Origin of the sequence: Rhodococcus jostii RHA1 (assembly GCF_000014565.1) — a bacterium.
GTDB classification, from domain to species: domain Bacteria; phylum Actinomycetota; class Actinomycetes; order Mycobacteriales; family Mycobacteriaceae; genus Rhodococcus_F; species Rhodococcus_F jostii_A.
In genome coordinates this window covers 1614645-1639275 of sequence record NC_008268.1, presented here as the reverse complement: position 1 = coordinate 1639275, position 24631 = coordinate 1614645, and the positions used below count along the sequence as shown (strand labels likewise).

The following is a 24631-nucleotide window of genomic DNA, read 5'->3' as shown; positions in this document are numbered from 1 at the left end:
GGTACGGCCCGTTCCGGGGGCTTGCCGATCCGAGGAGAAGGCCATGAGTACCACCACCACGAATTCGACACCGTCGACGACGACACCGCCGCCCTACGCGGAACTGGCCGCAGCGCTGCGCGGAGAGTTGATCACCCCCGACGACGCCGGCTACGACGACGCGCGTGCGGTGTACAACGCGATGATCGACCGCAGGCCCGCGGCCATCGCGCGGTGCGCCAACGCCGCGGATGTCGTCGCGTGCGTGAAGTTCGCGCGGGAGCATCACGTCGAACTCGCGGTTCGCGGCGGAGGACACAATGCGGGAGGTCTCGGCGTGTGGGACGACGCCCTCGTGATCGATCTGTCGGGGATGCGCGGAACCACGGTCTCGCCCGCCGATCGGACCGTCCGGGTGGACGGCGGGTGCACCTGGAGCGATGTCGACCATGCCACCGTGCCGTTCGGGATGGCCACTCCGTCCGGGTTCATCGCGTCCACCGGTGTCGGCGGGCTGACGCTCGGCGGCGGAATCGGGTACTTGACGCGCCGTTTCGGTCTCACCGTGGACAACCTGCTCAGCGCCGACGTCGTCCTCGCCGACGGCACCCTGGTGACGGCGAGCGAACGATCGCACCCGGACCTGTTCTGGGCGCTGCGCGGCGGCGGCGGAAACTTCGGTGTGGTCACGTCGTTCCAGTTCGCGTGTCATGAGATCGGCGACCACGGCACCGTCGTCGGCGGGCCGGTGCTGTACGACCTGGAAGACGCCCCCGACGTGATGCGGTGGTACCGCGAACTCCTGCCGTCGCTGCCCGAGGAACTCAACGGCTGGATCGGGCTGCTGACCATTCCGCCTGCGCCGCCGTTCCCCGAGGAACTGTGGGGGCGCAAGGCGTGCGGCATCGTCTGGTGCTACACCGGCGACCCGGGCAAGGCCGACGCGGTTCTCGAACCGATCCGCGACTTCGGAAACCCGCTGCTGGTCGGACTCCACGAAATGCCCTTCACCGCATTGCAATCCGCCTTCGACGGACTGTACCCGGCCGGGTTGCAGTGGTACTGGCGCGCCGACTTCGTCCGGGAGATCTCGGACGACGCCATCGACATCCATCTGGGGTTCGGCCGTCAGCTGCCCACCGGGCATTCGACGATGCACATGTATCCCATCGACGGCGCGGCGACGCGGGTCGCCGAGGATGCCACGGCGTTCGCGTATCGGGACGGCGGCTGGGCCGCGGTGATCGTCGGTGTCGACCCCGATCCGGCCAACGCCGAGGTCATCACGGACTGGGCCAAGCGGTACTGGGAGGCCCTCCACCCGACGACCGCGGGCGGGGCGTACGTCAATTTCATGATGTCCGAGGGCGAGGACCGCGTGCGTGCCTCCTACCTCGGCAACTATGACCGGCTCGCACAGGTGAAGGCGAAGTACGATCCGGACAACCTCTTCCACGTGAACCAGAACATCCGTCCCGCGGTCCGGTCGGAGCAATAGGCGCGGCCGTATGGATCCGGTGCAGGTGTGGGCGGTGGCATGGCCCGTCCTGATCGCCGCGGCAGCGGGCCTGCTGGCCGTCTGGGCGGTACTGGCGCTCGTGCTGTGGCGATCGAGACCCGACGGCACCGGGCTCGGGGAGACGATCCGGGTGCTGCCGGACCTGCTCCGTCTCCTGCGCCGGCTCGCCGCCGATCCGGACCTGCCCCGGGGCGTGCGCGTCCGGCTCGTCCTGCTGCTGGCCTACCTCGCGGTTCCGATCGACGTGATACCCGATTTCGTCCCCGTCATCGGGTACGCCGACGACGTGATCGTCATCGGCCTCACGCTTCGTTCGGTGGTGCGCCGCGCAGGTCCGCAGGTCGTGGCGCGGCACTGGCCGGGTACCCCTGAGGGGCTCGAGACCGTGCGCCGGGTAACGTGCCTTTCCACCTGCTCGTGACGTCCGGACCGAGAGGATCCCGCCATCAGTACCTCCCGAGACGACCTGCCCGCGTTCACGTACCCCGAGGTGGGTGCGAGCCGCGACGTCCCCTTCCCCGCGGGATATCACCATCTGACCGAGCGGAAGGTGATCGGTTACGGGGCAGACGCATTCGACGCAGCCGCCACCTGCCTGTGCACCTGGGGGATGCACCGCGGCGCCGGGATCGACGTACGGGCCGACGCGCCGGCGGCCGCGCCCGGCACGTCGGTCGAACTGCGATGGGGCATCGGTCCGCTTCGGCTGACGTTCTCGTGCCGTGTCGTCTACGTGCTCGACGAACCGCACCGCAAGGGATTCGCCTACGGGACGCTGCCGGGCCACCCCGAGCGCGGCGAGGAGCGATTCGTCGTCGAACAGCGGCCGGACGGCACCGTGCTCGCGACCATCTCGGCGTTCTCCACACCGGATCGGTGGTTCACCCGGCTCGGTGGACCCGCCGGCCGGGTCGTGCAGAAGGTGATGACGCGCAAGTATCTGGAGGCGTTGGCCGAGGCCGCACGGTAGGCCGGAGCGTCCGGATCACGTATTCTCGTGGTTGGACCGGACCGGACGGGACCTTTGCAGTCCGACTGCCTGATCCGATGTGTCCCACCACTGACAGAGCTGGAGCCGCCGGAATGATGCCCGTACATCTACGCGACAGCGTGATTCCGAAGCACGAACAACTCCGTGCCATCCTGCTGCACAAGTGCACCAAGGAACTTCAGCCCGGCGACCTGATGACGAGTGAACGAAAGCTGATGCAGGACTACGGCGTCAGTCGCATCACGGTTCGTGAGGCGATCGGGCAGCTCGTCAACGAGGGTCACCTGGTGCGGGTGCGTGGCAAGGGCACGTTCGTGGCGCATCGTCCGGTGCAGTCGAAACTCCACCTGGCCTCGTTCACGGAGGAGATGCGGGCACAGGGGCACAAGCCGACGACGGTGGTGCTCCAGAGCGAGGAGGACGCGGCGCCGGAGGCCACTGCGAAGGCGCTGCGCATCGCACCGGACACCAGCGCGTATCACGTCAAACGGTTGCGGCTGGCGGACGGCGAACCGGTCAGCGTCGACGACGGCTGGTTCAATGCGGCACTGCTTCCCGGCCTGCTGGACCTCGACCTCACCGGCTCGATCTACCGGGCGACCGCCGACAAGTACGGCATGCCGATCGACCGGGCGGAGCAGACCGTGAGCGCCGACGGGGCGAGCCAGGAGATCGCGACGTTGCTCGGCATCAAGAAGGGCGCCCCGGTGATGTACTTCGACCGCGTGTCCTTCAGCGGTCCCACACCGGTCGAGCACACCCGCAGCTGGTACCGGTCCGATCGCTATCAACTGCAGATGGAAGTTCAGGGGGAGCGGGCTCAGCGCAGCGTCTGAGCCACGAATACGACCGCGGTGTTCCCTCCGCGTCGTAAGCATTTGCTGAAGTGCGCCTCGATCACGCCCGTGCCGACCCGCCCCACGTCGAAGTTTCTACGGCGCCGTCCAGTCGAACAGGGCGTCGCCGGTGGCCACGTCGGATCCGATGGTGTCGGTGGACACCGAATCCGACTTGGAGTCCATGACGACGACCGGGCAGATGGCGGAGTATCCGGTGCCGTCGATCTCGGTCGGATCGAATCGCACCACGGGGTCGCCCGCGTCGACGTCGTCGCCTTCCGCTGCCAGCAGGGTGAACCCTTCGCCCTTCAGCTTCACGGTGTCGATTCCGAGGTGCACCAGCACACCGCCGCCGGCCGAGCCCAGGATGACGAACGCGTGCGGGTGCAGTTTGAGGATCTTGCCCGAGATCGGCGCGAGCACGTCGAGGGCGCCGCGGTCGCGCGGCGGATCGATCGCGACTCCGGAACCCACCATCTGTCCGGCGAACACGGGGTCGGGCACGTCGGCCAGGGCGAGCACGCGGCCGGGCAGTGGAGCTTGCACGGACAGGCTCACAGGATGTCCTCGATGTCCTCGGCCAGCGTGTCCGCCTCGGGGCCGACGATGACCTGGACGACGCTGCCCGCCTTCAAGACGCCGTGCGCGCCCGCGGCTTTGAGTGCGGCCTCGTCGACCTTGGCCCCGTCCTTGACCTCGGTGCGCAGGCGGGTGATGCAGGCCTCGATCTCGACGATGTTGTCGGCACCGCCGAGGCCGCTGATGATTGCGTCCGCTTTGGACATCGGTTCTCCCTCGTAGTTCGTGTTCGAGCCGCAGGTGAATGGTGCCGGATGGGTTAGCTGGATCACATTTGCCTGTTGACATCCTGTGCTCACCTGGTCAAACTAGCAACTGGTTATGACCGGACAGTACCCGTTGGGGGTGCTGGTCCACAATAGTTTGCCCGAAGCCGCACGACGCGCTCGCCGCCACCGGTTTCGGGACTCACCAGACGCCGATTCGGCGACCGAAGCGCACAGAGAAGGCCGATATGACTGTCGTAGACAGCCCGAAAAAGGAATCAGCGGTGTTTGCCGGGTTACAGCGCCTCGGGCGCAGCCTGATGCTGCCGATCGCGGTACTTCCCGCGGCCGGCATCTTGCTGCGGCTCGGCCAGGACGACCTCCTCGGCCGATTCGACTCGATGCACACCGCCGCGTCCGTCATCTCCGCAGCCGGCCAGGCAGTGTTCACCTGGCTGCCCCTCATCTTCGCGGTGGGCATCGCCATCGGATGGGCCAAGAAGGCCGACGGTTCCACCGCCCTGGCCGCAGTGGTCGGATACATGGTCATCAACGGCGTGTTCGAGGCCATGTCGCCGGTCGTCCTCGAAGGCAAGACCGATCCGAACGGCGACCAGGCGCTGATCAACTACGGTGTGCTCGCAGGCATCGTGATGGGTCTGCTGTCCGCGATTCTGTGGCAGCGGTTCTACCGCACCAAACTGCCCGACTACCTCGGATTCTTCAACGGGCGCAGGCTCGTTCCCATCCTCACCGCCGTCACCGGTCTCGTCGTCGGCGTCCTGATGGCGTTCCTGTACCCGGCCTTCAACTCCGCACTGACGTGGGTGGGCGAGTCCGTCGCCGAGAACTCCGTCGTCGGTGGCGGCATCTACGGCATGGCCAACCGCCTGCTCATCCCGACCGGACTGCACCACATCCTGAACTCCACCGTGTGGTTCCTCGTCGGCGACTACCAGAACGCGAGCGGTGAACTCGTCCGCGGCGACCTCAACCGGTTCTTCGCCGGCGACCCGAGCGCAGGCATCTTCATGACCGGCTTCTTCCCGATCATGATGTTCGCCCTTCCCGCTGCCGCACTGGCGATCTGGCGCAACGCCCGGCCGTCGCAGAAGAAGGTCGTGGGTGGCATCATGCTCTCCACCGCGCTGACGGCGTTCCTCACCGGCATCACCGAGCCCCTCGAATTCGCGTTCATGTTCGTGGCCTGGCCGCTGTACCTGATCCACGCGTTTCTCACCGGCACGTCGATGGCGCTCGTCAACGCGCTCGGCATTCACGACGGATTCACGTTCTCCGCAGGCTTCTTCGACTACGTGCTCAACTTCGGCAAGGCCACCAACGCGTGGATGCTGATCCCCATCGGGCTCGGGTATGCGGTCATCTATTACGTCCTGTTCAGCTTCGTCATCAAGAAGTGGAACCTGCGCACTCCCGGTCGGGAGGACGACGCGGAAACGAACGCCGACACCGAAAAGGCAGGTCAGTGAGCATGGCTACACGAACGGTCCTCATCGGTTCCAAGGTCGGACTGCACGCCCGCCCCGCTGCGCAGTTCACCCAGGCCGCCGCGGCGGTACCGGTGGCAGTGCAGATCGCGGTAGGCGAGTCCGCGCCGGTGGACGCAGGCAGCATGCTCGCGGTGATGACCCTCGGCGCCGAATTCGGTACCGAGGTGACGATCACCGCGGAAGGGGAGGGCAGCGAGGAGGCTCTCGACCGCCTCGCAGACCTGCTCGCCTCCGACCTCGACGCCGCCTGATGTCGACGGCTACGGAAGTTCTCGTGCACGGCCTCGGGGTGAGTCCGGGACTGGTCTGCGCACCCTGGCTCGCGTTCGGGACACCGGTCGCGACGTCGGCCGAAGACCCTGTAGGCGAATCGATCACGGCCGAGGCCGCCCGTGTGCGGGACGCCCTGGCGACCGTGTCCGGCGACCTCGAAGCCCGCGCCGCCCAGGTGGACGGCGTCGCGTCCGAAATCCTGCTCGTGTCGGCGGCCATGGCCCGCGACCGGGGAATCGTGGCCGCCGCCGAGGAGAACCTTCGCGCCGGCATGCCGACGGCACACGCCGTGAGCGTCGCGTTCGACGGTTACTGCGCCAAACTCGAGGCCCTCGGTGGGTACCTGGCCGAGCGCGTCGCAGACCTGCGTGACCTCGGGCATCGCGCGGTCGCGGTGCTGCTGGGAGTGCCGATGCCCGGCATCCCCGATCCCGGGTACCCGTTCGTTCTCGTCGCCCGGGACCTGTCGCCCGCGGACACTGCGATGCTCGGCGGCAGCGACGTGGTCGGTCTGCTCACCGCCGAGGGCGGGCCGACGAGTCACACTGCGATCCTGGCGAAATCGCTCGGCCTGCCCGCGATCGTGAACTGCGCCGACCTCGACCTGTTGGTCGAGGGAAGGCCGGTGGTGCTCGACGGGACGACCGGCGAGATCGTCGTCGACCCCGGCGACCTTCGGCAGGCAGAGGTGGCCGAGCAGCTCGCGGAGGCGCGAGCGCGGGTCGCGGCCACGAGCGGACCCGGCCGCACCCGGGACGGTGCACATGTCGGACTGCTCGTCAACATCGGCACCGTCGACGACGCCACCCGCGCCGCCACCGCGGATTCGGAGGGTGTCGGGCTGTTCCGCACCGAGTTCCTGTACCTCGGCAGGCAGATCGCGCCCACCCTCGACGAACAGATCGCCACCTACACGTCGGTGCTGGAGCAGTTCGCGGGACGCAAGGTGGTGGTCCGGACACTCGACAGCGGTTCCGACAAACCACTGCCGTTCCTCGACCTCGGCGCGGAGGAGAACCCGGCACTCGGCGTGCGGGGGCTGCGGGTCGGCGCCGTCTACCCGGACGTTCCGGCCACTCAGTTGGAGGCGCTCGGCGCCGCGGCGGCCGTCACCGGCGCGGACCTGTGGGTGATGGCGCCGATGGTGGCGACGGCGGAGGAGGCGGAGGGCTTCGCCGCGCTCGCCCGCTCCCTCGGTATCGCCACGGTCGGGGCGATGATCGAAATCCCCTCGGCAGCACTGCGTGCGCGTGACCTGCTCGAGCACCTCGATTTCGTCAGTATCGGGACCAACGACCTGAGTCAGTACACGTGTGCCGTGGACCGGATGGCAGGCAGTCTCGCCCCACTGCTCGACCCGTGGCAGCCCGCGGTCCTGGACCTGATCGGCCTGGTCGGCGCGGCAGGAGCGGAAGCAGGCACACCCGTCGGCGTCTGCGGGGAGGCCGCGTCCGATCCCGCGCTGGCGCCGGTGCTGGTCGGGCTGGGCGTCACCAGCCTGTCGATGGTGGCCCCGTCGCTGGGTGCCGTGCGTGCCAGTCTGGCCGACACCGACCTCGGCCTGTGCCGGGAGATGGCGGCCGCCGCACGGCGCGCACGGTCCCCGCAGGCCGCACGGTCGGCGGTCGCCGCTCTCGCGTCCGGGGCGCGTCGATGATCCTGCGGGGCAAGGTCGTCGTGGAGGACGGCGTCATCGCCGACGGTGTGGTGACCACCGACGGCGACCGAATCTCCTGGGTCGGGTCCGCGGCGCAGTACCGCGGACAGGTGCCGCTGCCGGAACCGAGTTCCTCGATACTGCTGCCCGGTCTGATCGACCTGCACTGCCACGGCGGTGCCGGTGCGGGGTTTCCCAACACCGACGCCGACGGGGCGAGGCAGGCCGCGGACCATCACCGCGAGCACGGCACCACCGGACTGCTCGGCAGTCTCGTCTCGGCAGGGGAGCAGGACCTGCTCCGGCAGGCCGGGATTCTCGCCGATCTGGTGGAACGCGGTGAGCTCCTCGGGATCCACCTGGAGGGTCCGTTCATCTCCGGTGCCCGGTGCGGCGCGCAGGATCCCGCGTCCGTGATCCCCGGCGATCCCGTTCTCTTCGAAAGGATCTGCGACGCCGCGCGTGGCACCGTCCGGTCGATGACGCTCGCGCCGGAGACTGCGCACTTCGGCGAACTTCTCGCCGCGATGCGCCGGCGTGACGTGCTACCCAGCCTCGGACACACCGACACCGACGCGGCGACCACGTCCGCGAGGATCGCCGACGCCGCCGGCGGCCCACTGACCGCCACCCACCTATTCAACGCGATGCCGCCGCTGCATCACCGCGCGCCGGGACCGGTGGCCGCGTTCCTGGCAGCGGCCGGCCGCGGCGACATCGTCGTCGAATTGATCGCGGACGGAGTGCATCTCGCGGCCGAGACCGTGTCCATGGTGTTCGACACCGTCGGGCCCGACCAGATCGTCCTCGTCAGTGATGCCATGGCCGCCACCGGTGTCACGGATGGCGACTACCAGCTCGGGCCCCTGGACGTGCGCGTCTCGCACGGTGTGGCCCGGCTCGCGACCGCCGACGGGTCCGAGGGGGCCATCGCGGGCGGCACCGCACGGCTGCTGGACGTGGTGCGCACCGCCGTCGTCGACAGCGGCATCGGACTCGTCGACGCCGTCGCGTCCGCCACCAGGACTCCGGCCCGGCTGCTCGGCCTGGAGTCCGACCGCGGCACCCTCGCCCCGGGCCGCCGCGCCGATATCGTCGTGACCGATCACCAACTGCGCCCCCGCGGCGTGTTCGTCGGCGGAATGCCCGCCGAAACGGAAGGACTCGCATGGAAATCGTGATCCGGCAGACACCGTCGGAGGTCAGCTCGACCGTCGCGGACATCGTCGAGGGGTACGTACGACGCGGTCCGGCGACGCTGGGCCTCGCGACCGGCTCGTCCCCGCTCGGGAGTTACCGGGAACTCGCACGCAGGCACCGTGAGTCCGGACTGGACTTCTCGGACGCTCGGGCCTTCCTGCTGGACGAGTACGTCGGACTTCCGAAAAGCCATGACCAGTCGTACTTCTCGGTGATCCGCTCGGAGTTCGTCGACCACGTCAACCTCGACACCGATCGCGTGCTCAGCCCGAACGGCGAATCGCCCGACATCGCGGAGGAAGGTGCGCGGTACGACGCAGCCATCGCCGAGGCAGGCGGCGTCGACGTGCAGCTTCTCGGCATCGGGACGGACGGCCACATCGGCTTCAACGAGCCGGGCTCCGCGCTGACCTCACGCACCCGCGTCAAGACCCTCACCGAGCAGACCCGCCTCGACAACGCGCGGTTCTTCGACAGCGTCGACGACGTCCCGCACCACGTCCTGACTCAGGGGCTGGGTACCATCGGCGAGGCCCGGCACCTGGTGATGATCGCGTTCGGCAAGGGCAAGGCCGAGGCGATCGCCGCAGCCGCGGAAGGTCCGCTATCCGCGTTCTGCCCGGCTTCGGTGATGCAGCTGCACCGGCACGTGACCGTCGTGATCGACGAAGCCGCAGCGAGCAAGCTGCAACTCGCCGACTACTACCGGTATGCGCTGGAACACAAGCCTTCCTGGCAGTCGTTCTAGATGACACCCGTACTCGAATTGGCGGTCCAGGACGTCGCGGGCGCCCGGATCGCACGACGTGCCGGCGCGGTGCGCGTCGAGTTGTGCACCGCACTCGGCGCGACCGGCGGGTTGACGCCGAGCATCGGGACGATCGAAGCGGTTGCGGCCCAGGGGATCGCGGTGCACCCGCTGATCCGTTGCCGGCCCGGCGGATTCGTCTATGACGCCGACGAGATCGCGGTCATGGCTCGCGACATCCTGGCCGCGGTGAACGCAGGCGCCTCCGGGGTCGTGCTCGGCGCACTCACTCCCGACATGTCCGTCGACCGCGACGCTCTGCGCCGCCTGCTCGACGGCATCGACCCGTACGCGGTCGAGGTGACGTTCCATCGTGCGATGGATGTCGTCGCCGACAGGGCGACCGCAGTCGACACGCTCGCGCGGTCGGGCATCGTCCGGGTTCTCACCTCGGGCGGAGCACCGCGGTGCATCGACGGTCTCGAAGCCCTGTCCGGCATGGTCGCTCACGCGCACGGGCGGATCCAAGTGATGGCCGGTGGCGGGATCCGCGTCGAGGACATCGCCGCCGTCGCAGGCACCGGGGTCGACGCCGTGCACCTCTCCGCCCGCCGCACCGTCGCCGACAACGGCGGACCGGGCGGTGGGTCCGGCGGTTACGACGCCGTCGACGAAACCCTCGCCCGGGCAGCGGCAGCGGCGGCGGCGCTGGGGCGCTGACTTCGGTGGCTCCCTGTTGCCTCATGTCACGATGCCCGCGAAGTCTGATTCGTTGACTCATCCAGAAATGCCCCCGTGGCAGCGGCTTCTCTCGTTGGTGTGTTCGGGGCGGTGGCGAGGGCGATGAGCTCGGTGGTCAATGCCTGTATCTGACGTTGGACGGCGGTGGGGTTGATCGGGAGTATCTGTCGGCGAGGATTGCTTGTCCTCTCCGGTGACGGCCTCGTGCTGGTCTGCACACCGATGCGGAGTGGTGGCGATCTCGTACTTCTTGATCACCTTCGCGCCGTCACGTTCTTTCGACACCAGTTTCTGCGGCAGGTAGAAGGAGTTTGTCAGCTGCGACTGCAGCACCCAAATCTGATTGAGCAGCAACAACTCTGCAGAGGTGACCGCTGCGCAGGCATTCTCGGGTGAGGCGACGGATGGACTACGCGGGGCATCTCTGAAGAGTCAACGCGGACTATTGCCACGGGGTAGGGGCTGTTGTTATAATCGAACATACATTCGAATAACCTTGGGGGAGGTTGGTTGTGGGGGCATTACTTCTCGAGGAATTGCGCGCATTCACGGCGCGGTTGCAATGTGCCGAGGCGGCTAGTGGTGATGCGGGATTGGGCATCGATCTGCTCGACGCGATCGAGACGTTGAAGTCCGTCGGGTGCGCGGCGCAGGAGGTGATCACCGACGACGTCGCCACGAGTATCCGCGCGGACCGCAAGGCTGCCGGGTTACCGCGGGCGGAGTGGGACCGCGGCATCGCCTCGCAGATTGCGTTGGCGCGCAGGGAATCCCCGAACCGCGGCGGCCGGCATCTGGGTTTTGCGCAGGCTCTGGTGCATGAGATGCCGCACGCCCTGGCGATGTTGCAGACCGGCCGGCTGAACGAATGGCGTGCCACCCTGCTGGTGCGCGAAACAGCCTGCCTGTCCGCGGCCGATCGGGCGATCGTGGACCGTCGGTTGTGCTCGGACCCGGCCACTCTCGACGGCGTCGGCGACCGCGGTCTGATCGCACGGGCGAAAGCATTGGCGGTGGAACTCGATGCCGCGGCGGTCGTGGCCCGGCATCGTAAGGCGGTGTCGGAGCGTCGGGTGACGACACGGCCGGCGCCGGACTCGATGGCGTATCTGAGTGTGCTGATGCCGGTGGAGCAGGCGGTGTGTTTGCAGGCCACGTTGGGTCGGGATGCGGACAGTCTCATCGCGACCGGGAACAGCGGTGGCCGTACCCGCAATCAGCTGATGGTGGACTTGTTGTTCCACCGCGGCACCGGAGCATCAGTGGCATCGGGGGTGCCGGTGGCGGTGAATCTGGTGCTCTCGGACGAGACTCAGCTGGCGGGTGGTCACGAGGCCGCGCAGTTGCAGGGGTTCGGGCCGGTGCCGGCGGGAATCGCGCGGCAGTTGGTGGCCGACGCCGTCGATCGTGACACCGAGACGTCGTTGCGGCGGGTGTATTCGTGCCCGCAGTCAGGTGCGTTGACGGCGATGGAGTCACAGTCGCGCACGTTCCCGAAGGGCCTCCGAAAGCTGATCGACCTGAGGGATCGGACGTGCCGCACCCCGTGGTGTGACGCGCCGATCCGGCATCACGACCACATCCGGTCACGCCGAAAGCACGGGGCGACCAGCGTGTACAACGGGTCCGGGCTCTGCGAGGCGTGCAATTACGCGAAGGAGGCACCGGGGTGGACGGCCCGCCCGATACACCGCCCTGGCCGCACCCATCTCCTCGACCTGGGCACCCCGACCGGGCACCACTACAGGTCTGCGGCCCCGCCGCTCCCGGCCGCCGCGCGGCAGTCGGAGGTCGAGGCGGTGCTCATCGCACAATTGCGTGCGTCTTGACCCGGCGGCCACGGGATTCGTCGTAGGGTCGTGGCATGGCCAGCTGGAATGAGTTCGCCGAAGCTGCTCCGCGGATTGCCGCTATCTTCTCCCGCCGGCACGCGGCGACCGGAAACCTGTGCATGCTCGGCACCCTTCGCTCCGACGGATTCCCGCGGATCAGCCCGGTCGAGCCGAGGTTCTTCGAGAATCAGTTGTGGATCGCCGGAATGCCGAACACCACGAAGTTCCGGGATCTGGCTCGCGATCCGCGGTTCTGCCTGCACACCGCGACCGTTGATACCGAGGTGAAGGAGGGTGACGCAAAACTGTGGGGGGTCGTCGACGACGTCCAGGACAAGGCCCTGCATCAGCGTTTCGCACAGGCGCTGTTCGACGAGACCGGGTTCGACATCCGGGGGCAGGAATTCGATCACTGCTACCGAGCCGACCTGACCGGGGGCTCGGCGGTGGAGGTCGGCGACGGCCACATGGACATCACCATCTGGAAACCGGGAGAGCCCGAACACGTCGTGCGGAAGCACTGACTGCTCACTCCGGCCACGGCACCACCGTCAAACGGGGCCATTCCTTCTGCCACCGGGCGGCTTTGGATTCGTACACCTCCCGCGCGGCGAGGACGGGGTTCGGGCGCAGGATCATGTCGAAGAGGTCGGTGAATCCGTTCGTTTCTGACCTCGACGCGCACGTCGAGGTCGTTCTGGAACACGGCGCCTGCGGTCAGGTACCACTCCGAGAGGCCGAGTTGGGGTGCGCGGTCCAGGATGGTGGTAATGCACGGGTTGGTCCGAAGGATGCGGACGAAGTTCCGCTCCTCGGGAGGGCGGCTCTGCATGATCCGATCGTATGGCCTGGACATACATGGACATCCAACTATAGGATGGGCTACATATTCGGAACTCCTTCATCATCGAGCAAGAAACGGGTTCGCACAATGGTTCAAGAGCTATCCCACTTCGTCGGCGGCAAGCGCGTCCCCGGTGCCTCCAACAAGTTCGGCGACGTCTACGACCCCAATACCGGTGAGGTCCAGGCGCGCGTGCCTCTCGCCGACAAGGCCGAGACCGAGGCGATCATCGCGAACGCGGTGGATGCTCAGCGGGAATGGGCGCTGTTCAACCCGCAGAAGCGGGCCCGCGTCCTGATGAAGTTCCTCCAGCTCGTGCAGGAGGAGATGGATTCGCTGGCGCGCCTCCTGTCGTCCGAGCACGGCAAGACGATCCCCGACGCGAAGGGCGACATCCAGCGCGGCCTCGAGGTCATCGAGTTCGCCCTCGGCGCCCCGCACCTGCTCAAGGGTGAGTACACGGAATCCGCCGGAACCGGCATCGACGTGTACTCGATGCGTCAGCCGCTCGGCGTCGTCGCGGGCATCACGCCCTTCAACTTCCCGGCCATGATCCCGCTGTGGAAGGCCGGTCCCGCGCTGGCCGCCGGTAACGCGTTCATCCTCAAGCCGTCCGAGCGCGACCCGTCGGTGCCGCTGCGTCTGGCCGAGCTGTTCCTCGAGGCCGGTCTGCCCGCAGGCGTGTTCAACGTGGTCAACGGTGACAAGGAAGTGGTGGACGTCCTGCTCACCGACGACCGCGTCAAGGCTGTCGGCTTCGTCGGTTCCACGCCGATCGCGCAGTACATCTACGAGACCGCCGCGGCCCACGGCAAGCGTGCGCAGTGCTTCGGTGGCGCGAAGAACCACGCGATCATCATGCCCGACGCCGACCTCGACGAGGTGGCCGACGCCCTCATCGGCGCAGGTTACGGCTCCGCGGGTGAGCGCTGCATGGCGATTTCCGTCGCGGTCCCGGTGGGCGAGGAGACGGCGGATGCGCTGGTCGCCAAGCTGACCGAACGGGTCGGCAAGCTCACGATCGGCCGCAGCGACGACGAGTCCGCCGACTTCGGTCCGCTCGTCAGCAAGGACGCCCTCGAGCGGGTGAACAACTACATCCAGATCGGCATCGACGAGGGCGCGGAGGCCGTGATCGACGGCCGCGGCTTCACCCTCGAGGGCCACGAGAACGGCTTCTTCGCCGGCGCGACCCTGTTCGACAAGGTCACCACCGACATGCGCGTCTACAAGGAAGAGATCTTCGGACCCGTCCTGCTCGTCGCCCGCGCCGCGGACTACGAGGAAGCACTCCGCCTGCCCACCGAGCACGAGTACGGCAACGGCGTCGCGATCTTCACCCGCGACGGCGACACCGCCCGCGACTTCACCAACCGCGTGAACGTCGGCATGGTCGGCGTCAACGTCCCGATCCCCGTGCCGATCGCGTACCACACGTTCGGCGGCTGGAAGCGCTCCGGCTTCGGCGACCTGAACCAGCACGGTCCCGACTCGTTCCGCTTCTACACCAAGACCAAGACCGTGACGCAGCGTTGGCCCTCAGGCAAGAAGGAAGAGACCAACCACTTCGTCATCCCCACCATGAACTGAACGGACCTCCATGTTCACCTTGACTGATGACGAGCGGGCGATCAGCGACACTGCCCGCGACTTCGCGGCCGAGCATCTCGCGCCTCACGCCGTGGAATGGGATCAGGCCAAGCATTTCCCCGTGGATGTCCTGCGTAAGGCGGCGTCGTTGGGGATGGGTGGGATCTACATCCGCGAGGATGTGGGGGGATCCGAGCTCACTCGTGTCGATGCGGCCCGGATCTTCGAGCAGCTCGCGAAGGGGTGCCCGTCGATCGCCGCCTACATCTCGATCCACAACATGGTGACGTGGATGATCGACCGGTTCGGCACCGACGAGCAGCGCCGTGCGTGGGTGCCGGGGCTGTGTTCGATGGATCAGCTCGGCAGTTACTGCCTGACCGAGCCGGGTGCCGGTTCGGATGCGGCGGCGCTGAGCACCCGGGCGGTCCGCGACGGCGACGACTACGTCCTCAACGGGGTCAAGCAGTTCATCTCCGGTGCCGGCACCTCGGAGGTGTATGTGGTGATGGCCCGCACCGGGGAGGGCGGGCCCGGCGGGATTTCGGCGTTCATCGTCCCGAAGGGTTCGCCGGGTCTGTCGTTCGGGCCGAACGAGGTGAAGATGGGCTGGAACGCCCAGCCCACCCGTCAGGTGATCTTCGAGGACGTGCGGGTGCCGGCGGGCAATCTGCTCGGTTCCGAGGGCGGCGGGTTCCGGATCGCGATGGCGGGCCTGAACGGGGGCCGGCTCAACATCGCGGCGTGTTCGGTGGGCGGCGCGCAGACCGCGCTGGAGCGGGCCGTCGCCTACCTGGCGGACCGGAAGGCGTTCGGTGCGCCGTTGCTCGACTCGCAGGCCCTGCAGTTCCAGCTCGCCGACATGCGCACCGAGCTGGAGGCGGCCCGCACCCTGCTGTGGCGGGCGGCGGCCGCGCTGGAGGACGGCGCTCCGGACGTCGTCGAGCTGTGTGCGATGGCGAAGCGCTTCGCCACCGACACCGGTTTCGAGGTGGCCAACCGGGCGCTGCAGCTGCACGGGGGTTACGGCTATCTTGCGGAGTACGGAATCGAGAAGATCGTCCGCGACCTGCGGGTCCACCAGATCCTCGAGGGCAGCAACGAGATCATGCGGGTGGTCATCGCCCGCAGCGTCATCGGAAACAGAGGAGCGGTATGACCGACGCGGTACCCACGGAACCGGAAGTTCTGATCACCACGAGCGGCGGGCTGGGCCGGATCGTGCTCAATCGGCCCCGGGCGATCAACGCCCTCAATCATGCGATGGTGCGGCAGATCGCGGCGGCGTTGGCCGAGTGGTCCGGCGACGATGCGGTGCGGGCGGTGGTGATCACCGGTGCCGGTGAGCGTGGCCTGTGCGCCGGCGGCGACATCGTCTCGATCTACCACGACGCGAAGGACGGGGGCACCGGTTCGCGGGAGTTCTGGCGCGAGGAGTACCTCCTCAACGCGGCCATCGCGAACTACGGCAAGCCGTATGTGGCGATCATGGACGGCATCGTGATGGGCGGCGGCGTCGGGGTGTCGGCGCACGGCAGCGTGCGGATCGTCACCGAGCGGTCGATGATCGGCATGCCCGAGACCGGGATCGGTTTCGTCCCCGATGTCGGGGGCACCTACCTGCTCGCCCGCACCCCGGGTGAGCTGGGCACGCACATCGCCCTGACCACCGCCCGGCTCGGTGCCGGCGACGCGATCGCCTGCGGGTTCGCCGACCACTTCATCCCGTCCGGGAAGATCGAGCGGTTCCTCGACGCATTGTCGACCACGCCGGTTCAGGAGGCGCTCGCACAGTTCACCGAACCGGCTCCCGCCTCGGAACTGCTGGCGCAGCGGGGTTGGATCGACGCCGCGTACTCGGCGAACAGTGTCGCCGACATCGTCGCCCGGCTGCAGGCCAGCGGGGTCCCCGAGGCTCGGAAGGCGGCCGAGCAGGTGCGCGCGAAGTCGCCGACCGCGTGCGCGGTCACCCTGACATCGCTGCGCCGCGCCCGGCGGGCCGGCAGCCTCGAGGAAGTCCTCAACGACGAATTCCGGGTGTCCGTCGCCTGCCTGAGCTCACCCGACCTCGTCGAGGGCATCCGCGCGCAGGTCGTGGACAAGGACCGCAACCCGCAATGGTCGCCCGCCACCATCGAGGAGGTCGACGAAGCGCAGGTCGACGCGTTCTTCGCCCCACTCGGCGACCTCGAACTCGGGCTCACGGCCCCGCAGCGCCAGCACTGACCACCAGCCACACGCGTCCAGGAGGGACTGCTATGAGCACTACCGTCGGATTTCTGGGACTCGGCCACATGGGTGGTCCCATGGCGGCCAACCTCGTCAAGGCGGGGCACACGGTGGTCGGCTTCGACCTCGCGCCCGCCGCACTCGAACAGGCAGTGAAAGACGGTGTCACCGTCGCTGATTCGGCCGTCGAGGCCGTGCGTGAGGTGGACGTCGTGATCACGATGCTGCCGAGCGGCAAGCACGTTCTCGGGCTCTACGCGGAGATCCTGCCCGCCGCGAAGCCGGGTACCCTGTTCATCGATTCGTCCACCATCGACGTCGCGGACGCCCGGGCGGCGCACGACGAGGCGGTCGAGGCGGGCCACCGTTCGGTGGACGCACCCGTCTCCGGTGGCGTCGTCGGCGCCACCGCGGGAACTCTCGCGTTCATGGTCGGCGGCACGGCGGACGACTTCGAGTCCGCGAAGCCGCTGCTCGACGTGATGGGCAAGAAGGTCGTCCACTGCGGAGACCCGGGCAACGGTCAGGCCGCGAAGATCTGTAACAACATGATTCTGGGCGTGTCGATGATCGCCGTCAGCGAGGCGTTCGTCCTCGGCGAGAAGCTGGGTCTGAGCAACCAGGCCCTGTTCGACGTCGCGTCCAACGCGTCGGGTCAGTGCTGGGCGCTCACCACCAACTGTCCTGTGCCCGGACCGGTTCCGACGAGCCCGGCCAACAACGACTACCAGCCGGGCTTCGCGGCCGCGCTGATGGACAAGGATCTCGGTCTCGCCGCGAATGCGCTGAAGACCAACGGCGTCGAGGCGGACCTCGGGCTGCGTGCCGCGGAGCTGTACAGCCGGTTCCACGCCGCCGGTGGTGGTGGCCAGGACTTCTCGGCCATCATCAACGACATCCGTGACCGTTCTACCAAGGGAGACCAGTGACCGACTTCGAGACCATCCTGCTCGAACGCACGGGCCGGGTGGGGATCATCACCCTCAACCGTCCGAAAGCGCTCAACGCCCTGAACTCCGAGCTGATGCGCGAGGTCGTGTCGGCGGTAGAGGAGTTGGAGAAGGATTCGGAGATCGGTGCCATTCTGATCACCGGTTCCGATCGCGCATTCGCGGCGGGCGCCGACATCAAGGAGATGCAGCCCAAGTCGTACATGGACGTCTACCTGGACGACTTCTTCGCCGCGTGGGATCGGCTCGCCGCGGCCCGCAAGCCGACGATCGCGGCCGTCGCCGGTTACGCGCTCGGCGGCGGATGCGAGCTGGCGATGCTCTGCGACATCCTGATCGCCGCCGACACCGCGAAGTTCGGTCAGCCGGAGATCAAGCTCGGTGTCATCCCCGGCATCGGCGGTTCACAGCGGCTGACGCGCGCGGTGGGTAAGGCCAAGGCCATGGAATTGTGCCTGACCGGCCGGAACATGGACGCCGAGGAAGCCGAACGCGCCGGACTGGTGTCGCGGATCGTGCCCGCCGCGGATCTCCTGGACGAGGCGCTGCAGACGGCGACCACCATCGCCGAGATGTCGCTTCCGGTCGCGATGATGGCGAAGGAAGCCGTGAACCGCTCGTTCGAGACCACCCTCACCGAGGGTGTCCGGTTCGAGCGTCGGGTGTTCCATTCGACGTTCGCCACCGAGGATCAGAAGGAAGGGATGGCGGCGTTCGTCGAGAAGCGTGCGCCAGTATTCAAGCACCGCTAGAAGCCCTGAAAACGACTGTCGCCCCGCACCGGGATCCGGTGCGGGGCGACAGTCGTCTCTCACCACTTGGTGGGGGCGTCCCCGGTGTCGAAATCGCCTGCCTCGCGGCGCAGTTCGGCGAGGATCGTGACCAGCTGCTCCAGCTTGTCGCCGGACACCCCGGGGCGCGAGAACACCTGGGCGTTGAGTCGCTCGGTGGACTCGACAGCCAGTTTCCTTCCCGCGTCGGTGATTTCGATCAGGGTGGCGCGGCGATCGCTCGGATGCGGGACACGCCGCACGAGGTTCGCAGTCTCGAGCCGGTCGACGGCGTTGGTGACGCTCGTGGGGTGAACCTGAAGGCGCGCGCTGGCCTTCGCCATCGGGAGCGCGCCCGTGCGCGTGAACGTCAGCAGTGTCAGCAATTCGTACCGGGCGAAAGTGAGCCCCGACGGCTTGAGCACCTCTTCCACCCTGGCCATCATGATCTGCTGTGCCCGCATCACCGAGGTCACCGCGGCCATGCCGTCGGCGACATCACCCCAGCCGTGCTTCGTCCACTGCCGGTGGGCCTCTTCGATGGGGTCGAGATGAAGTGGTGACGGTGGTGGCATGCGTCGATCATCCCATGTCGGGTGATGGGCCGCGAAAGTCTGCCGAGCGTGTCGTCAGTGCGCTTCCGCCTTCGCGGCGGCCGCCAACGCCACCAGCCCGAGTCCCGCGCACGCCGTCATCGTGATCGCGAGTGCGACGCCGGTGTTGCCGAGCACGCCGACCAGGGGAGCGATCAGTGCGCCGACACCGAACTGCAGGGCGCCGAGCAGTGCGGCCGCCGTGCCGGCCGCCTCCCCGTGCCGGCCGAGGGCCAGCGCCGGGGCGTTGGGCAGGACGAAGCCGACACCGGCGAGGAGGAACCACAGCGGAACGACGAACCCGACGAGCCCGCCGAACTCGAAGTGGGCGGTGGTGACGAGCGCCAGCCCGGCCACCGTCGCGAAGGCGAGGGCCGACACCGTGATCTGCAACGGTGACCAGCGTGCCAGGGCGCGGACGTTGAGTTGCGAGGCGCCGATCAGAGCGATCGCGCCGGAGCTGAACAGCAGTGCGAACTGCTGCTCGTCCAGGCCGTACTGGTCCTGGAACACGAACGACGCACCGGAGACGTACGAGAACAACGATCCCATCGCCACACTCGACACGAGGGCGAGCACCATGAACGCGCGGTCGCCCAGCAGGCTCTTATAGGTGCTCAGCACGGCGCGCAGATTGCTCTTGCGCCGCCGCTCCGGCGGCAGCGTCTCCGTCAGACCCCACACGCCGATCAACGCCGTCAGCGTGCCGATCACGGCGAGGACGACGAAGATTCCGCGCCAGTCGACGGCGATGAGGAGCGCCCCGCCGATACTCGGGGCGAGAACGGGTGCGACACCGAGCACGAGCATCAGTCGCGACATCACGACGGCCACGGTGTTCCCCGAGAACAGGTCGCGCACGACGGCGAGCGCGACCACCGCTGCGGCGGCGGCCCCGATGCCCTGGAAGACGCGAAGCACACCCAGAACGGCGACGGTCGGCGCGAAGACCGCGAGCACGGACGCGACGACGTGGACTCCGATACCGGCGATCAGCGGCCGCCTGCGACCGAGGCTGTCCGCGAGCGGTCCGACGATCAACTGTCCCAGCGCGAGGCCGAGCAGAGTGCCGGTGATGGTCAGCTGGACCGCGGACGAGGATGCGCCGAGGTCGGTTCCGATGTCCGGAAGCGCGGGCAGGTACATGTCGATGGTGAAGGGACCGAGGGCCACCATCGCGCCCAGTACCAGGATCACCCGAAGGCTGGGACGGGTGGTTGTCCGGTCGGCGGTCGGGGCGGCGCGTTCTTCGGTCTCGGTCATGAAGCAACACAGCAACGAGGGCACGTGGTTTGTTCCCGCCCCGGCGTGTCGGTTTCAGAATCACCCTGAGCGTAACCCTCGCGTCCGGGGCACCGGCCGGGCACAGTAATCATCGATGCGGGTGTGACTGAGTGGTTGAGGTACCGGCCTGCAAAGCCGTTCACACGGGTTCGAATCCCGTCACTCGCTCGGGTGAGAACCGGCAGGTGATGCACCTGCCGGTTCTCTTTCGTGTTTCACACGTCTTCGAGGCGAATGCCCTTGGTCTCCTTCATGAACAGGCACGCGACGCCGGTGAGGACGGCCAGCACCATGATGTAGACGCCGAACACCCAGCCGAGGTCGAGTCCGAGGAGGAGCTGGTTCAGGTACGGGGCGGTGCCACCGAACACCGCGACGGAGAACGAATACGCGAATCCGATCGCCTGGGTGCGCAGTCGCGTCGGGAAACTCTCCGACAGCGTGGAGGACAGAATCGACGCCGGGACCGCGACGATCAGCAGGGCGGCGGTGGTGGCGACGAGCAGGGTCCACCCGTCGGACGTGATCATCATCGTCAGCGGCAACTGCAGGACGAACATCAGAACCGCGAAGGCGCCCAGCATGGGACGTCGGCCGATCTTGTCGGAGAGCAACCCGAGGAACGGCAGCGAGACCAGAGCGATCAGCTGAGCGATCACCAGCATCCAGTACGCGGTGTCGGGGTTCATGCCCTGCTGCGTGATCGCGTACGTGGAGATGTACGACGTCCACGTGTAGTGCGCGGCCGTGATGCCCGAGGTCATCCCGATCATCAGGAGGATCGCCCGGACGACGGTGCGACGGGGGATGCTCGGCTGATCGTCATCCTTCTGCGCAGCGTCGAAGACGTCGCTCTCGTCCATGCTGCGGCGCAGGTACAGGGCGAACAGTGCCAGGAGCGCGCCGATGAGGAACGGGATCCGCCAACCCCATTGACCGACAGCGGTGTCGGACAGGGAGGTGGTGACGACGCCGCCGACGGTGTAGGCCAGCACCGAACCGCCGAAGATCGCGATGAACGCGACGCTGCCCCACATGCCGCGCCGGTGCGGAGGCGCGATCTCACCGACGTAGGAATACGCGGTCGCGGACTCGCCGCCGTGCGCGAAGCCCTGCATGACGCGCGCGGTGAGCAGGATCAGCGACGCCCACGCGCCGATCGTCGAGTAGGTGGGCATCACCCCGATGATCAGGCTGCCGGTGGCCATCATCAGCATGGTGGTGACGAGGACGAACTTGCGTCCGCGCTTGTCGGCGATCCGGCCGAAGATGATCCCGCCGAGCGGGCGCATCAGGAACCCGACCGCGAACACGGCGAGCGTGGACAGCAAGGCCGAGACCGGGTCCGAGTTGCTGAACATCGCCGCCGCGATGAACGGGGCGAACACCGCGTACGCGCTCCACTCGTACCACTCGAGGACGTTGCCGACGGAGCTGGCGAGGAGCGATTTCTTGCGGGAGGCGAGGGTGGTGCCGAAATGGGTGTCAGGCTGGTCCTGGCGAGTGAGGTCGACGTTCACGTGCAGTCACTTTCGTCGGGGTTGCGGAGTCGAGATGTCGAGGGGAGGTGCTGTCAGCGCAGGTCGCTGCGACGGATCTTGCCCGTCTGAGTCTTCGGGAGGTCGGTGATGATGTGCACCAGTCGCGGCCGCTTGTACGCGGCGAGCCGGTCGCGGGCGAACGCGACGAGTTCGTCCTCGGTGGCGGTCGCGCCCTTACGGAGCGAGACGTAGGCCACCACCGATTCGCCCTGGTAGTCGTCGGGTTGCCCGACGACGGCGGCCTCGTGCACGGCCGGGTGCTCGTAGAGGGTGTCCTCGACCTCACGGGGCCACACCTTGTACCCGGACACGTTGATCTGATCCTTGAGCCGGTCGACGAGGTACACCCACCCCGCCTCGTCGATGATCGCGACGTCCCCGGTGCGCAGCCGTCCGCCGGGCAGTGTGTCCCGGGAGGCGTCGGGGTTGCGCCAGTAGCCCGAAACAACTTGCGGTCCGGCGATTTCCAGTTCGCCTGCTGTGTGGGGCGGAACGGGGTCGCCATTCGGGTCGACGGCGCGGACGTCCACCCGGGGCAGCGGGAGACCGATGGACAGTGAGCCGCTCGACGGGTCGACCGGCGCCCGCTTGCCGGGTGGCACCGCGATCACTCCGGCCGTCGTCTCGGTCATCCCGTATGCGTTGTGGATGTACTTGCCGAATCGGGCCTCGAACTTCTCCACGGTCGCAGGCGGGATGGGCGCGCCGCCCGAGTAGAGGGTCTTGACCGAGGCGAAGTGGTCCGCGCTCACTCCCGGCACCTCGGACAGTGCGTTGAACACGGTGATCGATCCGATCGTGTAGGTCACCCGGTGCTCCACGAATGTTTCCAGTGCGACGGCCGCGTTGAACCTGTTCGCGAAGACGAGCAGACAGTCCCGGACGAGGGCCACACCCGCATTGAGCATGGCACCGGTGATGTGGAACAGGGGAGCGACGGCGAACACGACGTCCCCGTCGACGACGCCGGCACAGTCACCGAAGTCGAGTGCGGTGGCCAGCACGTTGGCGTGGGAGTTGAGCGCGCCCTTCGGTGGGCCGGTGGTCCCGGAGGTGTAGGTGAGCAGCGCGAGGTCGTCTCCGCCGAGTTCGACCAGGGGAGGCCGCCTGCCGCCAAAACGCGCGAGGAGTTCGACGAGGTCGCCGTCGGTCGCCGGCGTGGCGCGGGTGGTGGACTCGAACACCCGCGGATCGTTGCGGGTCTGGAAATCGAGGGCGCTGGTGCTGATCGAGAATCGCACGCTGCTGCCGCGCAGGGTCTCGGCCGTGGCCGCGGCGCTCACGTCTTCGCAAATGATGCCGATCGGTTCGCCGTCGTCGACGAGGCGGCGGAGTTCGTTGCCGCGGTACATCGGGTTGAGTACCAGCGCCGCTGCGCCGACCTTCCACAGCGCCAGCAGAGCGAGGACGTACTGCGGCACGTTCTGTAGGTAGATGCCGACCCGGTCACCGCGCCCGACACCCCACTCGCTCAGCGCGACGGCGAGGGCGTCCGACAGGTCGTCGACCTCACGGGCCGTGAGGACGCCATCGAAATAGGCCACGGCCGGGTGATCGGGATGCGCCTGCACGCGCGATCGCCACGCGTCGAGAGTGGTCGCTACGGGTGGCTTTTGGATTCCGTCGTTGATGAACGTCGACGACACCGCATGTCCTTTCTCCGGCTCGGTCGGAACGGGATGTCCGAATTCGAGCGGCCGACCGATCACTCGCTCGGTCGGTGTGGGCAAGTGTTGTGTGTCACACGAGGTGTGTCAAGTCGGGCCCCCCGCCGCTCGGCGGAAACCGGGGTTTCCGTGGCGACCCCAGCGACGGTTGCGGCTCATATTTCCGTCTGGCAATATGAGGCTATGAGCGCCTACGCCGCCCTGGCCGAGCCGCACCGCAGGCAGATTCTCGACCTGCTGCGTGAGGGTGAGCGACCCGCCGGAGAACTGGTGGAGCGCATCGCGCTCAGTCAGCCCGGCGTGTCCAAGCATCTCAAGGTGCTGCGCGAGGCCGGGCTCGTCGTGGTGCGCGCGGATGGCAAACAACGTCTGTACGCGCTGCGCCCAGAACCCCTCGCCGAGGTCGACCGGTGGCTGGAGCCGTATCGCGCGTACTGGTCGAGGCGCCTCGACGCCCTCGAACGACACCTGGAGGAGAACCCATGACCGACGGAACCCTGGAGACGATCGACGGCCGTCCGGCGCTGCGTTTCGAGCGCACGCTCGCCCACTCGGTCGAGCGCGTGTGGCGGGCGGTCAGCGTGCCGGCGGAGCTCGAGCGCTGGTTTCCCGCCGCCGCCGAGTGGACACCGGCGACAGGGGAGACCTTCGAGGCCTACGGCGCGACCGGCGAGGTGATCGAGGTCGATGCACCCCATCGGCTGGCGTGGACCTTCGGCGGTGAGCGGTACAGCTTCGATCTGACCGCGGAGGGAGACGGGTGCCGGCTGATCTTCATTCATGTCTTCGGCGACCGTGCGATCGCAGCGCAGACCGCGGCCGGCTGGGAGACCTACTTCGCGCGGCTCGAGCCTCATCTCGCCGGCGGGTTCCTCTCCGAGGCGGAGGCGCACGGGTCGTGGGACCGGTGGGAGGAACTTCACGAGCGCTACGCCGAGCGCTTCGGCGTCGACCCGACGCCGGGACGGCAATTCCTGGAGGCGCAGCGCGCCGGCCAATGACATCCCGTAGGCCCTGGGAGGCACGACGCGCGCCGAATTACTGGTACGCGACGCGGTAGTGGAGGAAGGCGACGCCGCTGCCGAAAC

Annotated in this window: 26 protein-coding genes and 1 tRNA gene; 20 read left to right on the top strand and 7 right to left on the bottom strand. The window is 67.8% G+C overall.

Annotated features, from left to right (window positions below; genetic code table 11):
* Positions 1-43 precede the first annotated feature (43 nt).
* The 4 genes from RHA1_RS07565 (at position 44) to RHA1_RS07550 (ending at position 3325) form a co-directional block, all read left to right on the top strand.
* Positions 44-1477 carry an FAD-binding oxidoreductase gene (locus RHA1_RS07565; RefSeq protein WP_011594523.1) on the top strand — a complete coding sequence of 478 codons (1434 nt, stop codon included), beginning with the start codon at positions 44-46 and terminating at the stop codon, positions 1475-1477.
* Positions 1478-1487: 10 nt separating this feature from the next.
* Positions 1488-1919 (top strand): YkvA family protein, encoded by a 432-nt coding sequence (locus tag RHA1_RS07560; protein WP_011594522.1) that lies wholly within the window; start codon positions 1488-1490, stop codon positions 1917-1919.
* A gap of 69 nt (positions 1920-1988) precedes the next feature.
* The gene (locus RHA1_RS07555; protein WP_009474239.1) at positions 1989-2468 is read left to right on the top strand and encodes a DUF1990 domain-containing protein; all 480 of its coding nucleotides are present in this window, start codon (positions 1989-1991) and stop codon (positions 2466-2468) included.
* 113 nt (positions 2469-2581) lie between these two features.
* On the top strand, positions 2582-3325 hold the full coding sequence (locus RHA1_RS07550; protein ID WP_005265200.1) for a GntR family transcriptional regulator: 744 nt from the start codon (positions 2582-2584) through the stop codon (positions 3323-3325).
* Between the two features lie 96 nt (positions 3326-3421).
* Here RHA1_RS07550 and RHA1_RS07545 read toward each other — a convergent pair whose 3' ends face one another.
* Entirely contained in the window at positions 3422-3886 is a 465-nt protein-coding gene (locus RHA1_RS07545) for a PTS sugar transporter subunit IIA (protein ID WP_011594521.1), read from the bottom strand.
* On the bottom strand, positions 3883-4113 hold the full coding sequence (locus tag RHA1_RS07540) for a PTS sugar transporter subunit IIB (RefSeq protein ID WP_005563039.1): 231 nt from the start codon (positions 4111-4113) through the stop codon (positions 3883-3885). Before RHA1_RS07540 ends, RHA1_RS07545 begins: the two co-directional genes overlap by 4 nt.
* Positions 4114-4361: 248 nt before the next feature.
* On the opposite strand from RHA1_RS07540, the gene RHA1_RS07535 reads away from it, so the two are divergent.
* The 8 genes from RHA1_RS07535 to RHA1_RS07500 all read left to right on the top strand — a co-directional run bounded on the left by RHA1_RS07535 (position 4362) and on the right by RHA1_RS07500 (position 12599).
* A complete protein-coding gene (locus RHA1_RS07535) occupies positions 4362-5603 on the top strand; it encodes a PTS transporter subunit EIIC (RefSeq protein ID WP_050787260.1) in 1242 nt (413 codons plus the stop codon).
* Positions 5600-5875, top strand: coding sequence for an HPr family phosphocarrier protein (locus RHA1_RS07530; RefSeq protein ID WP_009474237.1), 276 nt, complete (start codon positions 5600-5602; stop codon positions 5873-5875). The genes RHA1_RS07535 and RHA1_RS07530 overlap by 4 nt, the downstream gene beginning before the upstream one ends.
* Positions 5875-7554: a phosphoenolpyruvate--protein phosphotransferase gene (ptsP, locus tag RHA1_RS07525; RefSeq protein WP_011594519.1), complete on the top strand. Its 1680-nt coding sequence runs from the start codon at positions 5875-5877 to the stop codon at positions 7552-7554. Before RHA1_RS07530 ends, ptsP begins: the two co-directional genes overlap by 1 nt.
* Positions 7551-8735 carry an N-acetylglucosamine-6-phosphate deacetylase gene (locus RHA1_RS07520; protein ID WP_011594518.1) on the top strand — a complete coding sequence of 395 codons (1185 nt, stop codon included), beginning with the start codon at positions 7551-7553 and terminating at the stop codon, positions 8733-8735. Before ptsP ends, RHA1_RS07520 begins: the two co-directional genes overlap by 4 nt.
* The gene (gene nagB, locus RHA1_RS07515; protein WP_011594517.1) at positions 8723-9502 is read left to right on the top strand and encodes a glucosamine-6-phosphate deaminase; all 780 of its coding nucleotides are present in this window, start codon (positions 8723-8725) and stop codon (positions 9500-9502) included. The genes RHA1_RS07520 and nagB overlap by 13 nt, the downstream gene beginning before the upstream one ends.
* Positions 9503-10222 carry a copper homeostasis protein CutC gene (locus RHA1_RS07510; protein WP_011594516.1) on the top strand — a complete coding sequence of 240 codons (720 nt, stop codon included), beginning with the start codon at positions 9503-9505 and terminating at the stop codon, positions 10220-10222.
* Between the two features lie 533 nt (positions 10223-10755).
* The gene (locus RHA1_RS07505; protein ID WP_011594514.1) at positions 10756-12072 is read left to right on the top strand and encodes an HNH endonuclease; all 1317 of its coding nucleotides are present in this window, start codon (positions 10756-10758) and stop codon (positions 12070-12072) included.
* A gap of 35 nt (positions 12073-12107) precedes the next feature.
* The gene (locus RHA1_RS07500) at positions 12108-12599 is read left to right on the top strand and encodes a pyridoxamine 5'-phosphate oxidase family protein (RefSeq protein ID WP_005252867.1); all 492 of its coding nucleotides are present in this window, start codon (positions 12108-12110) and stop codon (positions 12597-12599) included.
* A gap of 4 nt (positions 12600-12603) precedes the next feature.
* Here the strand turns inward: RHA1_RS07500 and RHA1_RS51650 are convergent, their stop codons facing one another.
* Positions 12604-12714, bottom strand: a complete 111-nt coding sequence (locus tag RHA1_RS51650) for a nucleotidyltransferase family protein (RefSeq protein WP_237726852.1) — start codon at positions 12712-12714, stop codon at positions 12604-12606.
* 292 nt (positions 12715-13006) lie between these two features.
* On the opposite strand from RHA1_RS51650, the gene RHA1_RS07495 reads away from it, so the two are divergent.
* The 5 genes from RHA1_RS07495 to RHA1_RS07475 are packed head-to-tail and all read left to right on the top strand — an operon-like array spanning position 13007 to position 18440.
* Positions 13007-14509, top strand: a complete 1503-nt coding sequence (locus RHA1_RS07495) for a CoA-acylating methylmalonate-semialdehyde dehydrogenase (RefSeq protein WP_005564060.1) — start codon at positions 13007-13009, stop codon at positions 14507-14509.
* A 10-nt stretch (positions 14510-14519) separates the two neighbouring features.
* Positions 14520-15668, top strand: a complete 1149-nt coding sequence (locus RHA1_RS07490) for an isobutyryl-CoA dehydrogenase (protein ID WP_011594513.1) — start codon at positions 14520-14522, stop codon at positions 15666-15668.
* Positions 15665-16735, top strand: coding sequence for an enoyl-CoA hydratase/isomerase family protein (locus RHA1_RS07485; RefSeq protein ID WP_011594512.1), 1071 nt, complete (start codon positions 15665-15667; stop codon positions 16733-16735). Before RHA1_RS07490 ends, RHA1_RS07485 begins: the two co-directional genes overlap by 4 nt.
* Positions 16627-17667 carry a 3-hydroxyisobutyrate dehydrogenase gene (gene mmsB / locus RHA1_RS07480; protein WP_272942751.1) on the top strand — a complete coding sequence of 347 codons (1041 nt, stop codon included), beginning with the start codon at positions 16627-16629 and terminating at the stop codon, positions 17665-17667. The genes RHA1_RS07485 and mmsB overlap by 109 nt, the downstream gene beginning before the upstream one ends.
* Entirely contained in the window at positions 17664-18440 is a 777-nt protein-coding gene (locus RHA1_RS07475) for an enoyl-CoA hydratase (protein WP_011594511.1), read from the top strand. The genes mmsB and RHA1_RS07475 overlap by 4 nt, the downstream gene beginning before the upstream one ends.
* A 59-nt stretch (positions 18441-18499) precedes the next feature.
* On the opposite strand, the gene RHA1_RS07470 is transcribed toward RHA1_RS07475, so the two are convergent.
* Positions 18500-19033 carry a MarR family winged helix-turn-helix transcriptional regulator gene (locus RHA1_RS07470; protein ID WP_009474224.1) on the bottom strand — a complete coding sequence of 178 codons (534 nt, stop codon included), beginning with the start codon at positions 19031-19033 and terminating at the stop codon, positions 18500-18502.
* A gap of 54 nt (positions 19034-19087) precedes the next feature.
* Complete coding sequence (locus tag RHA1_RS07465; RefSeq protein WP_011594510.1) at positions 19088-20338, bottom strand: multidrug effflux MFS transporter; 1251 nt, start codon at positions 20336-20338, stop codon at positions 19088-19090.
* Positions 20339-20431: 93 nt separating this feature from the next.
* On the opposite strand from RHA1_RS07465, the gene RHA1_RS07460 reads away from it, so the two are divergent.
* Positions 20432-20503: transfer RNA gene (locus RHA1_RS07460), tRNA-Cys, on the top strand.
* 47 nt (positions 20504-20550) lie between these two features.
* On the opposite strand, the gene RHA1_RS07455 is transcribed toward RHA1_RS07460, so the two are convergent.
* The gene (locus tag RHA1_RS07455; protein WP_011594509.1) at positions 20551-21855 is read right to left on the bottom strand and encodes an MFS transporter; all 1305 of its coding nucleotides are present in this window, start codon (positions 21853-21855) and stop codon (positions 20551-20553) included.
* Positions 21856-21908: 53 nt separating this feature from the next.
* Positions 21909-23522, bottom strand: coding sequence for a class I adenylate-forming enzyme family protein (locus tag RHA1_RS07450; RefSeq protein ID WP_011594508.1), 1614 nt, complete (start codon positions 23520-23522; stop codon positions 21909-21911).
* Between the two features lie 204 nt (positions 23523-23726).
* Between RHA1_RS07450 and RHA1_RS07445 the strand changes: the two genes are divergently transcribed.
* Positions 23727-24029 carry an ArsR/SmtB family transcription factor gene (locus tag RHA1_RS07445; protein ID WP_009474220.1) on the top strand — a complete coding sequence of 101 codons (303 nt, stop codon included), beginning with the start codon at positions 23727-23729 and terminating at the stop codon, positions 24027-24029.
* Positions 24026-24544 (top strand): SRPBCC domain-containing protein, encoded by a 519-nt coding sequence (locus RHA1_RS07440; protein ID WP_011594507.1) that lies wholly within the window; start codon positions 24026-24028, stop codon positions 24542-24544. Before RHA1_RS07445 ends, RHA1_RS07440 begins: the two co-directional genes overlap by 4 nt.
* The last annotated feature ends 87 nt before the right edge of the window (positions 24545-24631 follow it).